The sequence below is a fragment of the Candidatus Cardinium hertigii genome (genome assembly GCF_003176915.1).
Classification (GTDB): domain Bacteria; phylum Bacteroidota; class Bacteroidia; order Cytophagales; family Amoebophilaceae; genus Cardinium; species Cardinium hertigii_A.
Genome location: NZ_CP029619.1, coordinates 87,705 through 102,397, shown reverse-complemented (window position 1 = coordinate 102,397; position 14,693 = coordinate 87,705). Strand labels below are relative to the sequence as shown.

Below are 14,693 nucleotides of genomic sequence, written 5' to 3'. Positions count from 1 at the left end.
TGCGTTAATAAAAAGTCAATGACATAATGAGCAATAGCTTCATTACACGGCGTTTTATACGTATTAAGGCCTTACAATATCTTTATGGTTATACGATTGCCCAACAAGCCCATAAGGAAAAAGCGATCGAACAAATAAAAACAGATTTTCTATTTGATTGCTTCGTACATGAGCCTGTTCAAAAAGCTCAATTACAGCAGAAACAAACAACGGCTGTTGCACTTTTTCGAAAAACCATAGCAAAAGAACCGTTTTCTCCTCTTTTTCCAAGCGACGAAGAAAGTACAATAGGACAATCTGTTCATAATAATCTACTCTATTATAGGCAAGCGTGTATACAAGATCAAACAATTTTACATAAAGGGTGGAATCAATCGAAGGCTTACATCTGCATGGACTATCTTTACATTTTATTGCTACTAATAGAGTGGCATAAAATGGCTAAAGCGGAGGTAGCTACAGGCAAGTTAATAACAGGAAATGCTTCTCGGTTAAAGGAAGCATTGGCGCAGCATGCGCTGCTCGCGCAATTATACCATAGGAATCATTGGAAGGAAGCTATCCCTTCAGAAACCATTCATTGGCCTATAGCAGAAGATTGTGTGCAAGCCTGGTATAGACAGCTGCTGCAGTCAGCGGAACCATCTAAACTGCTGGCTGATGCTGCAGGTTCAATAGATACAATAGAATTATTGGAATGCATGGTGCAAACTATTATTTTTAATAACAAAGAGGTGGATAGCTTTTTTGAAAAGATAGATATCTATTGGAGTGCGCATGCCTCTATTGTAAAGCAGTTGTTGACGTCTACTTTTAAGCTGCTTGCAGCAGAGGGGTTGGCTGGTTTTGTCTCTTTTTGGCGTAAATTAGAAGCACGATGGGAAAAAATAGGAAGTTTTTATGATCATCTTGTACAGTTTACACTACAGGATAATGCTTTGTATGAAGCAATGATTGGTGAAGCAGCTAAAAAATGGACAAGTGAACGTATGGTGTTACTGGATAAATTGATGCTTAAGCTAGCATTAACGGAATTACGTAGATTTGAAGAGATCCCCATGAAGGTATCCATCAATGAATATATTGAAATAGCGAAATTATACGGTACTGCTAAGAGCGCTTCCTTTGTCAATGGTATGCTTGAGGAACTTTTAAAAAAAGTACCAGCTGGTCGAGATGGGTAAAATTCGTAAATAAATAATGTAAATCAATTAATTTAATAAATTAAATAAGGATGAAATGGAATCTTAAAAGTTTCTGTATGCTTTTTGTAGTTTTGTGCTTAGGTATTTTAGTAGGGATTCTTGCTGCGCCTGAAACTGGTTCAGTAGTGAGAAGTGGCTTGATGTATAATTTGAAATCTTACCGTAAAAAGCTGAAGGCCCTTGTGCGGCAGCTTATAGGCAATAAATACGCTAATACAAATCAGGCAAAAAGTATGGGAGAGGAAGTTATTACAGATGTAATACAGGGCGCTGAAAAAATTTTGAAAGAGCTAAGCGTGTTAACCGATCAGTTAAGATAGGAGCTAACTATCTGTTGGGCTCCTATAACGTTTGCTATATGAATAGGTTTCCTTTTGTGGTGTTTCCTCCCTATAGGGAGGAAGACTATTTACATTTACTGTTACCATAGCACATAACTCCTAGAATTATTTACCATACTTGTATTGCCAATGTGTGGCTGTTCCCTGTTCTGCTATATAATCCATCCGCTCCGTACGTATTTGCACTTCTAATTCTCCATGATAGTGGGTTTCAAATGAAAGATGTAATGATTCATAACCATTATCTTTTGGTATGCTAATCCAATCTCGCATTATAGTATTCAGTGGTTTATAAAGGTTGCTAAGAATAGATAAAACCCTCCAGCAAATTATTTTCTCCTCTGCTAATGTTTTGTTACTGCTATCTAGGAGAATGATTCTAATAGCAGTTAGATCATGAATTTGGTTAAAGGGTGCATTTAATTTTTGCATCTTGTGCCAAATACCATAAAGTGATTTAACACGTTTTTTAATAATGCAATCAATCCCATACTTACGCATTATTAAACTTACCTCTTCAACAATAAAATCTAGCTGTCTTTGCCTTTCCAGTTTTGTTTTACCTAGCTGTGCGGTTATTGCATAGTAATTAATGGTATCAGTGTGCTTAAACCAGAAATCTGCTAGCTTAGTTTGTATATCGTATAAACGTATCTTATGTACCAATGGGATATAAAAATATTTTAATTCAAATAAAAATGTTTTACTAGTTCTGGCAAGGACTTTCTCCTGCTGCTCTTCAGCTGGCGCATTGTAATACAATCGAATAATATCGCAAATATCTAATAGTGCAGCTGTTACGGGAGGGGCAGTCGCCTCAACATAGGGGGCATATTGATCAATGGTATTGTATTGTATAATGCAGCTATGTAAGCTATCGATTGCTGCCAGTACAGAAGCCGTTTCCTCTCCAAAATGTTCCGCTATTGCTTCTAATGAAACCCAGCCTGCTGCAAAAGAGGGCGTTAAAATGGTAGCTATAACAGCAGGAAGCTCTAAAAGCATTTCCGTAACAGCAATATATGCTATTTGGTAGGATGTTTGTAAACTACGGATCGTTGGATAGTTGACAAATGGATCTTTTCTCTTCTCAAAAAAATTTGCCCATATACATGCTGCCTGTATGGTAGCCTTAATCCGCTTTTGGGCAATGGAACTTGCTGTAAGAGCAGTTGCCAGCTGATGCAAGCTCCCAGACTCTAGGAAGGTTTTATTTTTATCCATGGCTGCTGAATAATTAATGGTTCCTTATTAAACTAACTGATTAGGTTGGTTTTTACGCTTTTGCTCCTTTAGTCTAGGGCTTCTCTATTGGTCTCCTAATCCATACAAGTGAGCAAGGACACGCATACCTTCATGCATAACCGTATCCTAATCTTAGGAAAAGATTAAGAAAATTGCAAAATAGAATAAAAATCATACTATTTGTTTATTTTAGCTACCTTAATAAAGTAACACTTTGTGTAACTGTTTTTATCATAAAATATTTAATATCTTTAACTATCAGCTGCGGACGATCAAAAGTCGGGGCATTTCTATTGCGTCATTTTTCATTTTTCGTGGTTTTGAAACCAATTACTAATTATATTATTATATATGGATAAAAATAAATTCATTCGGTTGCTATTTTTATCAACATTTAGTATGCTGCTGTACCATCATTTCCTTAAGCCTAAGCAGACGTTTCAGTCTGTTGTGCCTTCTGTTAATGAGGCTGGCATGCCTGTTGAATCATTCAATGGAGCGCCTGCTCAGGTAAAAACTGGGTTCCCCTTTGCCGCTGCATTGCAAGGAGAAGAAAAATATGTAACGGTTGAGAATGCATTGTTTAAGGTAACATTTAATACAAAAGGAGGTACCATACAAAAAGTTGTACTGAAGCGGTATAAGAAACAGGAAGAAGAAGTGGTTTTACTAGACGCACAGAGTAGCTGCATGGGTCTAGTCTTACCCTATGAGAATGTATTAATAGAAACGAAGTCTTTGTATTTTAAAACAGAGGCATTGCCTGCTTACCAACTTAAGGAAAATGAACAGGCTACCATAGTCTTTAAATTAATGCTCACAGCTGACCAATATTTAGAGCAGCAATTTGAACTTTCTGGGAATAGTTATCAAATAGGTTACAGTTGGAAAGCGGTAGGCATGGGAGCCTATCTGACACAAAATAATAGCAAACCTGCCTTCTGCTGGCATATGGATATGCAATGCTTAGAAACGGATTACAATGCAGATGCAGCTAAAAGTACGGTTAACTATTATTTATTGGACCAAACCTTTGATCAGCTGAAAACAACTGATAAGGTAGAACAAAAACAAATAGATAAGCCGTTAAAATGGGTTAGCCTCAAGCAACGTTTTTTCTCTTCAGCCATTATTGCACAAGATGCCTTTGCCTCCACTACTATGGCTATGCGAACGCCGTCAGGTAGCAAGGAAATTACCAGAACAGTGGATGTATCATTGGCATTATCCGACCAGGATAAAGTCAATGGAGCGGGTAAGTATAGCTTTTTCTTTGGGCCGAATGATTATAAAATACTTCAACAAGTAACCAAAGGCTTTGAACAAAACTTACCTTTGGGTTGGATCATTGTTAAATGGGTAAACCAATGGCTGATTATCCCCCTATTTGCGTTTTTAGAGAAACATTGCGCTAACTATGGCCTTGTTATTTTTCTATTGGTCATTATGGTAAAACTATTATTAGCTCCCCTCTCTTATAAATCTTTTATTTCCATGGCAAAAATGAAAATAGTAAAGCCAGAACTGGATAAAATAAAGGAAAAATATGGGACTAACGTTCAAAAAGCTCAAATGGCACAGGTAACTTTTTATAGGGAGCTGGGTATCAATCCATTGAGTGGTTGTATTCCTATTTTACTGCAGATGCCTATTTTACTAGCTATGTTTAATTTTTTCCCTAATGCTATTGCATTGCGCCATGCTCCCTTTTTATGGGCCAATGATTTATCTACTTACGATAGCGTTATACAGCTTCCTTTTACTATCCCTTTGTATGGAAACCATGTGAGTTTGTTTACTTTATTAATGACGTTATCTACTATCTTATATGCCAAGTCTAGCAGTCAAAATAGCCCTACCGAAGGACCTATGAAAGGATTAACCTATGTGATGCCCTTTACTTTTATGCTTGTGCTAAATTCTTTTCCTGCAGGATTAAGTTTTTATTATTTTATTTCAAATATTCTTACTTTCCTGCAGCAAGCGCTTACCAAATATTTTGTGGACGAAGAGGCTATTAAGAAAAAATTACTTGCCAGGCAGCAGAAAATAAAACAGGGAGAGACAACTTCTTTTCAAGCAAGGGTTGCTGCTACCATACAGACGAGTAATAAAAAGAAAAAATAATCTACTCATCTAATAAACTAGATCTCATTAGCATTGATCTCCTATATATGCTTAGAGCATAGGGGAGGCAGTCTATAGACTGTTTAGCTTTGTGTTATTGTATGATTGTTCAGCTTACAGGAGAAATCGTATACAAAGAACCTACCTATCTTGTTTTAAACGTAGGCGGTATAGGTTATGGGATACACATTTCTTTATATACCTTTACGCAAATCAAAGCAGTTGCTCTTTGCACCCTTCAAACTGTTTGGCACGTTAAGAGCGATGCGCACATACTGTATGGATTTTATACCTTAGAAGAAAAAGAATGGTGGCTACGTCTTATTTCGGTTAGTAGCATTGGCCCTAAGACAGCTTTAACAATCTTGTCTTCTTTGACACCATCAGAATTGCATAAGGTTATCCTGGATAAGGAAGAAAAATCACTTACTGCCATTAAAGGAATTGGTCTTAAGGCTGCGCAACGTCTTATATTAGAATTAACCGATCAAGCACAAAAACTGGATTATGTAGCTGGCACAACTGTTACATTGCCCCAACAAGCGGAAATGAAAACAGATCGGGATGCCATTACAGCGTTGGTTATGTTGGGGTTAACACAAAAAGCAGCTGAAAAAGCTGTACTAACAGTAAGAAGCGCACAAGGTATAACACCCCTTACCCTAGAAGAGCTCATTAAGAGCGCCTTACAGGCTACGTGACACCTAGATTCAGGATTCAAATAAGGTATAGCTATCTTAGGTAGTTTGGACTATAAGTAAAATTGCTGCAGCAATTTTATTTCTTGTTCCCACATAGCACCTCCATTGGGTGTCTCTAAATATTTAGGAAGGAAATGGAGTTTCGGATGCTGCATGATCGTTTGAAAACAAGCCATACCGATCATACCCTCTCCTAGATTGGCATGCCTATCTTTCCTGGAACCAAGTGGACACATTGAATCGTTAACATGCAGCGCATAGAGATGCGAAAGCCCAACTGTAGCATCAAACTCAGCTAAGGTTGCGTCCCATCCAGCTAACGTGCGGATATCGTATCCTGCAGCAAAAATATGACAGGTATCTATGCAAACACCAATAGGCACAATGTGTTGCACTTTCTCAATAATATAAGCCAGTTGCTCAAATGTATATCCCACTGTCGATCCTTGACCTGCCGTGGTTTCTATCAGTAAACGCAAGGTAGTATCTTGTGCAAAGTAGGGTTCTAACATTGATAAACTGTGTATAATGCGGTCTAAACAAGAAAGCATAGGAGAACCGGTTGCAGCACCTGGATGGAAGTTTAAATAACTGATTCCTAATACTAAACAGCGCTCTACCTCTTCTACAAAGGCAGCTCTACTTTTGGCTAGTAAGCTTTCATTATTAGAGCCCAAGTTAATTAAATAATTCGCATGGCTCATTATCTGACTTATAGATGTAGAATGAAGGGTATGATGCCAATCATCCAATGCAACTTGGTTAAGTTGCCTACCTTTCCATTGAAGCTGGTTGCTTGTAAACAGCTGAATGATGTTAGCATGTATAGCTTGTCCATGTGCTAATGCTTGGTGAAGGCCCCCTTTGGTAGAGGTATGGGCACCAATCAACGGTAGCATCGCATTATGTAAACGGTTGGAATGCATGAATAATTTAAAAAAATCGTTTATGGATGGGTCCATCGCGCAAACCCTTGCGTATATCGTTTATCATGCACTATTATCTTTGATAAAAAATAGATATTCCCTACTTTTAGAAAGTAGGACAGTTTGTTACCATTGGCTACCTCCAGGGATGCCTACAATAATAGTAAGGATGTTTATATATAATAATTTAAAAAAGTATTATATACCTAGTAGCGATTCCTTTAGCCATGTTGCCTAAATTTAATTAATTAAAATGTATATAGATAGAATAGCAGTGGGGACACATTTTCCAGATGATGTAAATGTAATTGTGGAAATTCCCATGCATTACAATACTGTAAAATATGAAATGGATAAAGTCTCTGGGGCTTTATGCGTAGATAGGTTTATACAGACAGCCATGTATTATCCTTGTAACTATGGTTTTATACCTCATACCGTTGCTGGCGATGGGGATCCAGTTGATGCTTTGGTTATAACCAGTTACCCTATTATGCCTGCTGCCTGTATCCCAACAAGGCCTATTGGTATATTGCTGATGCAAGATGAATCTGGTCCTGATGAAAAAATTATTGCTTTACCTACTACTAAAATAGCGCCCGAGTTTGCACATATTGAAGATATTGAGCAAGTTGATCCACTTTTAAAAAAGCGCATTATACATTTTTTTAACCACTATAAAGAGTTGGAGCAAGGGAAATGGGTAAAAGTAGAAGGTTTTGAAAGTAAAAAAAAAGCAATGACCTATTTAATAGATGCTGCCTCTAAAAATGAACCATACAGGCAATAAGATTAAACCTTTAAGGGGGCTTAGGTAAGCGTTTGGTGTTCCCTTAGGTAAGAAAGGTTTTTTTTATTTCAGTTTTAGTCCAGTAATTCAAACGAGAGCTGACGTGTGGTAAGCTGAATGAATAGGAAGTAGTGTTAACCGCTCTCCAGCTGTTGCTCTTTTATACCAGTTTTCTTTAAATTGCTTATTATTCTCTGCTCCCGTTATAATAATCAGGTTCTCTGTATTTTTAGATTGTGCACTATGGGTCCAATTAAAGGAGCCAGTGATAACATATAGGTCGTCAATAATCATGGTTTTGCTATGGGCAAGTCCCGCTGTTTTATCTATAATAATAGGAATCCCCTGTTTTAGTAGCAGGGTTACTTTACTTCCATAGGAAGCTAGGGCATTTTTATCAATGAGTATTTGAACGGTTATCTTTTTACGATGTGCCTGTAGTAATGCCTGGACGATTTTTAGGGAGGTCAATACGTAAGCTTGAACTAAAATTAATTGTTTAGCAGACCTAATCCTAGATACAACGATATCTGTACAAGGATCTTCTGGTGTAAAGTAGCTTTCTATCATTATAGCATTAGATCCGCGCCTAAATGGCTGGCAGGCGCTATAATGAGTTAGTAAACTACTGATGGCCATTACTATAGCTAGGATGTACTTAACTTGAGTTTTGGTTATAGGGCATCCTACTATTCGAAGGGTAAACTTTTTCATAAATTATTTAAGATTTTCATACCAATTCATATAGCATATATGGCCTATTTAACCGTAAAGTTATTTTAGTTAACGCTATGAAGCACCATAAGCTGAATAAGTAAAAATTTTAAAAATCTAAATTACTGTACTTTAGAAAGGTTGCACAAAAGAATAAGAAAGAATAAATAAAATATTTTATTTATTCTTTCTTATCAAAAAATAGTATTATCAGGTCTCATCAACAGTTGTGTGCTCTTTATGTATACTTTCCTTTAGCCAAGCGTCAATAGCTGGATTGGTTGCATCCGCAGCTATCACTAAGATAAGAGGGCAGGTATAGGAATGCAGCGCCTTAATCCGGGAACTAACACTAGCAACTAAATCAACTGCTGTTTTTATAAGTAGTATAGCTTCTTTACCTTCTTGTATACTTCCCTCCCATTGGTATAAGCTGAAGACGGTAGGGATGATATTGGCACAAACAATTAAGCGTTCGCTCAGAAGGATAGTGACTATATGCCTCCCTTCCTCAAGGGTTGGGCAGGTTACATAAAGTAAGGATAGCATCGTTTCCTGGTTAATGTTCTAGAGAAATGCATACATACCTAATTTAAAATTTTGTAGCCAAATATAGCATAATACCTTACTGCTTAAGGTACAACTAAAGCCAAGCCAAGTTATACCTACTATCTGCTGCAAATTTATTAGACCCAAAAAGGATGTTGTGTTGACAAATACATAGGGGAATATGGGCTATTATTATTTGGTTAAATATGGTATATTAGCACCAAGAAAAGGTAAAGGAGGGGAGTAAATCAGTGTTAGAAGATAAAGGAGTAATAAAACAGGGAAAAGCGTATAGAGGGGAGCTTATAGAAGGAAGTATGGGAAGATAGGAAAGTACAAATAGGTAAGAAAGTGTAATAGGTATAAATAGTTAAGGCAGGAGGAAGTCCAAGGGAGGGTTGTATAACCACTCTTGGTTGATGTTTTGGAATTTGATTGTAAAGTTTAAAAAATCATTACCTATGGGACAAAACATACTTAATGTAAGCAACGTAAGCAATAAAACAGTTTCTGCATTCCATATAATTATAATAAAGAAAAGGGATATCATTAGGCTAGGGTTATCTATTCTGCATATAGTGCTGCTCATGGGGTGTGGTAGTGTTAAGCGTAGTAGTGTTATAACGTTCCCTAATGAGATAAGAGTAGCGTCTAAGCATGCTGTTCCTCACAATATGTCTTTAGCAAAACACAGAACGTCCACTGCTATAAACAGCAAGGCAGGGGAGTTGTTAAGAGGATCAAGCAGTAGCAATAAAGAAGTGTTTTTGCATGTTGCGGCAACAGAGTGCTTAGCAGACTTAAAGGCGCTGGAAGAAAAGCTATCATGGAATAAAAGTGCTGTGCTTGATGCCATGGCATGCCCAAATCCAGGAGATACAAAGTTCTGTAGGCATATTTTGTTGGATGATCCCAATAGTATGGCAGATAAAGCAGTGCGCTATGCAGAATCCTTGCTACAGCAAGGCGCTTTAAGGGGCGTAGTAGATGAAATAATGGAGAAGGCCAAGGCTATTAAAAAGAAGGCATCGGATTTAAGAAATCTAGAAAATGAGGAAATTACAGCAGCGCTTTTAGACGTATTAGAGGCCTACGAAGAGAAGCTATTATGGAATATAAACGCTATCACAAGGAAAGCTAAAGAAGATACAGGATATTGTATACATACTTTTCCAAATTCTGAAAGTATAACAGCTGAGGTAGTAGGCCATGCAGAAGCTTTGCTACAGCAAGGTGTTTCAAGGGGAATAATAGATAAAATAAAGAAGAAAGCAGATACCATCAATACCATTGAAAAGGAAGAATCTGATTTAAGGAACGTAGCAATAAGCTTACCTGCCGATGGGGGTAATAACGAGGCGGCATTACTTGTCCCTGAAAACAATAGTGGCATAGCGTTTCCTGTGCTGGGTATAGCTGTAATGTTAAGCTCACTAGTGCTATTGCCACTGGTTAATCATTCAAAATGAGATAAAAGAAAGCAGATAAGCTTTTAAATAGGTATAATGGATCCCTATAGAATGCTTCAGAAGAAGAAATAAAAATTCCAGCTTTAGCGCTAGCAGATTAGGATAAAAAATAAAAGGGGTTATGACTCGTGTTAGGACCCCTTTAGTTATTTATAGTAAAGATTTATATTAATATGCGAAAACCGTCCTCCATTCTATTACCAGCTATTTTAGGTAATATACTAGAATATTATGATTTTACCGTATACTCAGTATTTTCATCTGTTATTAGTCGTGCTTTTTTCCCTGAAGGTTCCCAACAAAAGCATATCTTGTGGACCCTCATTATTTTCACAATAGGCGTGCTTGCTAGACCCATAGGGGGTATCTTTTTTGGTTTTATTGGGGATAGATATGGGAGACGTTTAGCACTTACGATGGCTATGAGTGGTATGACTCTATCTACATTGCTCATGGGATGTATGCCAACTTATGAAGATATGGGTATATATGCGCCCGCACTATTGCTTGGCCTGCGGCTTCTGCAGGGGCTCTCTATCAGTGGAGAAAGCGTTGGAACAGCTATTTATATCCTAGAGCATTATCGGCATGTAAAACCTGGTTTTACAGCTGGTTTAGTCAATGCTTCTAATCTTGTTGGTACACTATTGGCTAGCCTTGTAGGAATCCTAGCGGAGCAATACCCTATTGCTTTTGCTTGGCGTCTTGCTTTTTTGTTAGGTGGATTGATGGGACTAGCTGGCTTTTTTTTGCGGTTGAAAATAGTGGAAACACCTGTTTTTAAGCAGCTTATGGAACAAAAGAAAACACTTAAGGATCCTTTCCGTGTAGTTGTCCGAACAGCTTGGAAAGCTATGTTTGTAACTTTTTGTGTGGGATCTATGGCTAGTAGTATTGTATACCTAGTGAAATCATATACAAATGTCTATTACCATACAGTATTAAAGCTGGATAATACAATTGCCCTAAGCTACCTTTTCTATGTTTCATTCATATCTATGCTTAGTATGCCTTTGTTTGGTCGTTTAGCTGATAGAATTGGCCCTTTTAAGACAATAGTTAGAGCTAGTATAGCATTGTGCTTATTGATCTTGCCTACTTTAGTATACATGACTCATTTTATATCCATAGTGCACCAAATCATTGGGTTGACTGTATTGGGTATGCTTAGTGGAGTCATGGGGGGAGTAGCCTATTTTTTTGTGCTTTCTCTTTTTAAGCCGGAACAGAAATTTTCTGGGGCTTCCTTTAGCTATAACCTAGGTATTGCTCTATTTGGAGGCTCTACACCTCCTATTTCTCATTGGTTGATTACACAAACAAAATTACAGTTTGCACCTGCTTTCTATATTATGTTGCTTGCGGTCTTATTTTTACTGAGCCTATATTTAATGCGCAGTACAGTTAACAGCTTGATGAAAAATGCTACATCATAAGGTATGATCCCAATATTGTACACGATAGGTTTCTGAAAACTTTTCTAGAATGAACGGACGTATGCTATGCATGGGTTAATTAAAGCAAGATTAAAAGGAGATCCTGTAATATGGGGTGTTGCCTTCTTACTATCTAGCTTAAGTATGCTAACCGTTTATAGTGCGGTTAGCTCCTTAGCCTATAGGCAAATGCACTACAATACAGAATATTATTTACTAAAGCAAGTTATACTGATAGGAATGGGACTGAGTGCTATGTGGTTGTTGCACCGTGTGGATTACCGCTATTATGCAACCATAGCTAAAGCAGCACTTTGGAGCTCTATTCCGCTGCTGTTGCTTACTTGGAAGTATGGATTAAAACTAAATGAAGCTTCTCGTTGGTTGCCTATTCCGCTTATCAATAAATCTTTTCAACCTTCAGACTTTGCACAACTTGCGCTAATCATACAGGTTTCTTATCACTTAGCTAAACAACAAAAAAATATTACCTCTTTAAAGATAACATGCTTGCCTATGTTCGTGTGGATTGGTCTAGTCAGTGGGTTAATTGCTTTAACCAATTGTTCTGCTGCTATTTTGTTATTTGGTACCTGTTTGGTATTGATGTATATCGGTAGAATTCCGGTTAAATATTTATGTATTATTACCCTTATGGGTAGCCTAATGGGAGGAGGGGCTTTGTGCTTAGGTCAGCGCAGTAAAACCGCTGCTAAACGCATAGAAAATTTTCTTAAAGGGGAAACCTCTTTTCAAGTGGAACAGGCCTATATCGCTATCGCAACAGGAGGGATTATGGGGAAAGGACCTGGTAAAAGCAGCCAACGTAACTTTTTGCCTCATCCTTATTCTGACTTTATTTATGCCATCCTCATTGAGGAGTACGGATTGGTAGGTGCCCTATTCGTTATGCTACTTTATTTGCTGCTGTTGTATAGAGCCATTGTTTTGTTGCCTACTGTTGCGAATTCCTATGCGGGCCTATTGGCTATAGGTGTAAGTCTTTTACTAGTATTTCAAGCATTATTGAATATGGCTGTAGCAGTAGGGTTGGGGCCTGTTACAGGCTTGCCTTTACCGTTTGTAAGTATGGGTGGCACCTCTATTGTATTTACTGGCATTGCGCTGGGTATACTGTTAAGCATTAGCCGAGGCGTAATTGATCCAGAATTAGCCATCCTACAACAAGAAGCAGCCGGAATCCCTTGCAATAGATATAAAGCACAGAATTTAGCTTAAACAAATATACATTTTTCCGCCTTTGACCTCTTGCCTATGTTTTAATATAGTACAATTGTTATAGCATAACGGTTTATAACGCAAAGGCTCCTATACGTAGGAGTCTTTTTAATGGACTCCAGCTCATGCTGCCTATCTTTGTCTCAGAAAGGGTTCCTCTTGTAACTGTATTTATACCTCATCCAAGGAGCATACCCATTATTATCTTTTTGGTTTACATTCGCTCCTCCGTTAATTAAAGCCTCAATACGAGCTACATAACCATTAGCTGCCTCCTTATGTAATGGGGTCTTACCTGCTGCTGCTGTTTCTCTGATACTGAATTCTTTGCTAAAGCAACAATATAGACACCATACTTTTTTTAAACTTAAGTTTTGCATATTATAAATAAAATGGTAACGTATAGGCGACAGATTTTAAAAATCCAGAAGGGTATAGCTGGTGACCAATGATTTTTTATTTATTATTGTATGAATAGTTTTTTATCGAGAGGTTATTGGTATGCTAACGGTTGCTATTGGGAAATGTAGGAGGGGAGTGGGACAGTTCGTTCTCTTCTTGCTCTTCTTGCAATTGATTTGTGTGGGTAAAGTTGCCTTTGCAGCTGCTGAAGCAATGGATGAAAAGGCGTTGGCTGTTTTAGAACAAACGGTTGCTTATTACCAAACATTGGAAAATTTTCGTGCGGTTTATCGCCTGAGTATACGTTATCCAGAGGAAGATAAATTATACCGGTCAACTATGGTTATTACAGTACGGGGAGAACAATCCAGATGCTGCTATAACCATAAAGAGACCATAACAGATGGAGAAACCATCTGGGTGTATGATAAAGACCTAAAAGAGGTTACCATAAGTTCCTACGAAAAAACAGATTATGCCTTGAACTTTCTTGAGCTCTGTAGACGTTACCAGCAAGATTATATCCTTGCTTATAAGGGGGAACAAATTGTTTCGCTAGCTAAAAAAGCACGCATCCAAGATTTGGTTCAGTTAATACCTATAGCGAATAATGATTGGCAGCATATTACTTTAGCGATTGATCGGGCTACTGCACAAATTCATGGATGGGAAATAGTACAAAATGATGAAACAAGCTATATTTGTACATTGGATAATTTTTCTATAAATCTTCCGTTAGCAGACGATTACTTTACATTCGATCCAATGGCACACGGAGACATAGAAATAATAGATCTAAGAGAAGATGAAGCATCAAGCGATGAAATGGAATCATAGCAGCAATGTATAGGAATCGTACGGTGCTATCATTGATAAAATGGTATATTGTATTAGATAGCAAATAGCAAGCGAATCAAATATTTACGTGGTTTTTATATTAGTATATAACCTTTCTATTGTTTATGGAGATTATTATGCAACAGCATTTAGAGGAAGCCAAGCGGGACATGGATAAGGCCTACGCCCATCTACAAGACGCTTTCGTTAAGCTGCATGTAGGGCGTGTGGTACCTACAATGCTCCAAGGTTTATTGGTGGCTTATTATGGAAATCCTACCCCACTGCATCAACTGGCTTCCATCCAAACGGCCGATGCACGTACCTTGGCCATTCAACCATGGGAGCAACAAGCCATTCCCCTCATAGAAAAGGCTATTACAGAAAGTCAGCTAGGTTTTGCTACTAAAAATGATGGGCGCGTGATTATGGCTACGCTACCCCCCCCCTCAGAAGAGAGACGTAAGGCATTGGTAAAGCTTATTAAGGTGGAAGCTGAAAAAAGTAGAATAGTGATTCGGAACCTGCGACGGGACTATAAAGAAATTGTAAAAGCTGCACAAAAAGAAGGTATATCAGAAAATGAACTAAAACGATCAGAAAAAAAATTGCAAGAATTAACAGACCTATACATTGATAAAATCAATCATCTATTGGCCTTAAAGGAAACAGATGTTTTATCCATATAATCTGATAGATGGCCTTCGTTTAT

The 14,693-nt window shown here is 37.7% G+C and carries 15 protein-coding genes; 10 read left to right on the top strand and 5 right to left on the bottom strand.

Features of this window, described 5'->3' with window-relative positions:
- The first annotated feature begins 26 nt into the window (after window positions 1–26).
- The gene (locus tag DK880_RS00435) at window positions 27–1,184 is read left to right on the top strand and encodes a transcription antitermination protein NusB (protein WP_109996890.1); all 1,158 of its coding nucleotides are present in this window, start codon (window positions 27–29) and stop codon (window positions 1,182–1,184) included.
- A 50-nt stretch (window positions 1,185–1,234) separates the two neighbouring features.
- A complete protein-coding gene (locus DK880_RS00430) occupies window positions 1,235–1,525 on the top strand; it encodes a YtxH domain-containing protein (RefSeq protein WP_109996889.1) in 291 nt (96 codons plus the stop codon).
- Window positions 1,526–1,651: 126 nt separating this feature from the next.
- On the opposite strand, the gene DK880_RS00425 is transcribed toward DK880_RS00430, so the two are convergent.
- Window positions 1,652–2,770 (bottom strand): HD domain-containing protein, encoded by a 1,119-nt coding sequence (locus DK880_RS00425; protein ID WP_109996888.1) that lies wholly within the window; start codon window positions 2,768–2,770, stop codon window positions 1,652–1,654.
- A gap of 372 nt (window positions 2,771–3,142) precedes the next feature.
- Between DK880_RS00425 and yidC the strand changes: the two genes are divergently transcribed.
- Window positions 3,143–4,918 (top strand): membrane protein insertase YidC, encoded by a 1,776-nt coding sequence (gene yidC, locus DK880_RS00420; protein WP_109996887.1) that lies wholly within the window; start codon window positions 3,143–3,145, stop codon window positions 4,916–4,918.
- Window positions 4,919–5,019: 101 nt separating this feature from the next.
- Window positions 5,020–5,619 carry a Holliday junction branch migration protein RuvA gene (ruvA, locus tag DK880_RS00415; protein WP_109996886.1) on the top strand — a complete coding sequence of 200 codons (600 nt, stop codon included), beginning with the start codon at window positions 5,020–5,022 and terminating at the stop codon, window positions 5,617–5,619.
- A 50-nt stretch (window positions 5,620–5,669) separates the two neighbouring features.
- On the opposite strand, the gene DK880_RS00410 is transcribed toward ruvA, so the two are convergent.
- Complete coding sequence (locus DK880_RS00410) at window positions 5,670–6,545, bottom strand: deoxyribonuclease IV (RefSeq protein ID WP_204082270.1); 876 nt, start codon at window positions 6,543–6,545, stop codon at window positions 5,670–5,672.
- Window positions 6,546–6,798: 253 nt separating this feature from the next.
- Here DK880_RS00410 and ppa point away from each other — a divergent pair, with 253 nt between their 5' ends.
- A complete protein-coding gene (gene ppa / locus DK880_RS00400) occupies window positions 6,799–7,335 on the top strand; it encodes an inorganic diphosphatase (RefSeq protein WP_109996884.1) in 537 nt (178 codons plus the stop codon).
- Window positions 7,336–7,422: 87 nt separating this feature from the next.
- Here ppa and DK880_RS00395 read toward each other — a convergent pair whose 3' ends face one another.
- Together DK880_RS00395 and cutA are read right to left on the bottom strand one after the other, a co-directional pair.
- A complete protein-coding gene (locus DK880_RS00395; RefSeq protein WP_109996883.1) occupies window positions 7,423–8,049 on the bottom strand; it encodes a phospholipase D family nuclease in 627 nt (208 codons plus the stop codon).
- Between the two features lie 210 nt (window positions 8,050–8,259).
- Window positions 8,260–8,598, bottom strand: coding sequence for a divalent-cation tolerance protein CutA (gene cutA, locus DK880_RS00390; protein WP_109996882.1), 339 nt, complete (start codon window positions 8,596–8,598; stop codon window positions 8,260–8,262).
- A gap of 461 nt (window positions 8,599–9,059) precedes the next feature.
- On the opposite strand from cutA, the gene DK880_RS00385 reads away from it, so the two are divergent.
- The 3 genes from DK880_RS00385 to DK880_RS00375 all read left to right on the top strand — a co-directional run bounded on the left by DK880_RS00385 (window position 9,060) and on the right by DK880_RS00375 (window position 12,742).
- Complete coding sequence (locus DK880_RS00385) at window positions 9,060–10,067, top strand: hypothetical protein (RefSeq protein WP_162534052.1); 1,008 nt, start codon at window positions 9,060–9,062, stop codon at window positions 10,065–10,067.
- A 173-nt stretch (window positions 10,068–10,240) separates the two neighbouring features.
- Window positions 10,241–11,503, top strand: coding sequence for an MFS transporter (locus DK880_RS00380; RefSeq protein WP_109996880.1), 1,263 nt, complete (start codon window positions 10,241–10,243; stop codon window positions 11,501–11,503).
- 66 nt (window positions 11,504–11,569) lie between these two features.
- On the top strand, window positions 11,570–12,742 hold the full coding sequence (locus DK880_RS00375; RefSeq protein ID WP_109996879.1) for an FtsW/RodA/SpoVE family cell cycle protein: 1,173 nt from the start codon (window positions 11,570–11,572) through the stop codon (window positions 12,740–12,742).
- A gap of 143 nt (window positions 12,743–12,885) precedes the next feature.
- On the opposite strand, the gene DK880_RS00370 is transcribed toward DK880_RS00375, so the two are convergent.
- A complete protein-coding gene (locus tag DK880_RS00370) occupies window positions 12,886–13,122 on the bottom strand; it encodes an ankyrin repeat domain-containing protein (RefSeq protein WP_109996878.1) in 237 nt (78 codons plus the stop codon).
- A gap of 121 nt (window positions 13,123–13,243) precedes the next feature.
- Here DK880_RS00370 and lolA1 point away from each other — a divergent pair, with 121 nt between their 5' ends.
- A complete protein-coding gene (gene lolA1 / locus DK880_RS00365) occupies window positions 13,244–13,981 on the top strand; it encodes an outer membrane lipoprotein periplasmic chaperone LolA1 (RefSeq protein WP_109996877.1) in 738 nt (245 codons plus the stop codon).
- A gap of 137 nt (window positions 13,982–14,118) precedes the next feature.
- Entirely contained in the window at window positions 14,119–14,670 is a 552-nt protein-coding gene (frr, locus tag DK880_RS00360; RefSeq protein ID WP_239302526.1) for a ribosome recycling factor, read from the top strand.
- Window positions 14,671–14,693: the final 23 nt, after the last annotated feature.

What these genes read in the sequence shown, in the direction of transcription:
- DK880_RS00430 (WP_109996889.1), top strand. Translation starts at nt 1,235, where the DNA reads ATGAAATGGAATCTTAAAAGTTTCTGTATGCTTTTTGTAGTTTTGTGC.
- DK880_RS00425 (WP_109996888.1), bottom strand. Translation starts at nt 2,770, where the DNA reads ATGGATAAAAATAAAACCTTCCTAGAGTCTGGGAGCTTGCATCAGCTG.
- DK880_RS00410 (WP_204082270.1), bottom strand. Translation starts at nt 6,545, where the DNA reads ATGCATTCCAACCGTTTACATAATGCGATGCTACCGTTGATTGGTGCC.
- DK880_RS00435 (WP_109996890.1), top strand. Translation starts at nt 27, where the DNA reads ATGAGCAATAGCTTCATTACACGGCGTTTTATACGTATTAAGGCCTTA.
- DK880_RS00375 (WP_109996879.1), top strand. Translation starts at nt 11,570, where the DNA reads ATGCATGGGTTAATTAAAGCAAGATTAAAAGGAGATCCTGTAATATGG.
- ppa (WP_109996884.1), top strand. Translation starts at nt 6,799, where the DNA reads ATGTATATAGATAGAATAGCAGTGGGGACACATTTTCCAGATGATGTA.
- DK880_RS00380 (WP_109996880.1), top strand. Translation starts at nt 10,241, where the DNA reads ATGCGAAAACCGTCCTCCATTCTATTACCAGCTATTTTAGGTAATATA.
- DK880_RS00385 (WP_162534052.1), top strand. Translation starts at nt 9,060, where the DNA reads ATGGGACAAAACATACTTAATGTAAGCAACGTAAGCAATAAAACAGTT.
- DK880_RS00370 (WP_109996878.1), bottom strand. Translation starts at nt 13,122, where the DNA reads ATGCAAAACTTAAGTTTAAAAAAAGTATGGTGTCTATATTGTTGCTTT.
- DK880_RS00395 (WP_109996883.1), bottom strand. Translation starts at nt 8,049, where the DNA reads ATGAAAAAGTTTACCCTTCGAATAGTAGGATGCCCTATAACCAAAACT.
- frr (WP_239302526.1), top strand. Translation starts at nt 14,119, where the DNA reads ATGCAACAGCATTTAGAGGAAGCCAAGCGGGACATGGATAAGGCCTAC.
- lolA1 (WP_109996877.1), top strand. Translation starts at nt 13,244, where the DNA reads ATGCTAACGGTTGCTATTGGGAAATGTAGGAGGGGAGTGGGACAGTTC.
- yidC (WP_109996887.1), top strand. Translation starts at nt 3,143, where the DNA reads ATGGATAAAAATAAATTCATTCGGTTGCTATTTTTATCAACATTTAGT.
- ruvA (WP_109996886.1), top strand. Translation starts at nt 5,020, where the DNA reads ATGATTGTTCAGCTTACAGGAGAAATCGTATACAAAGAACCTACCTAT.
- cutA (WP_109996882.1), bottom strand. Translation starts at nt 8,598, where the DNA reads ATGCTATCCTTACTTTATGTAACCTGCCCAACCCTTGAGGAAGGGAGG.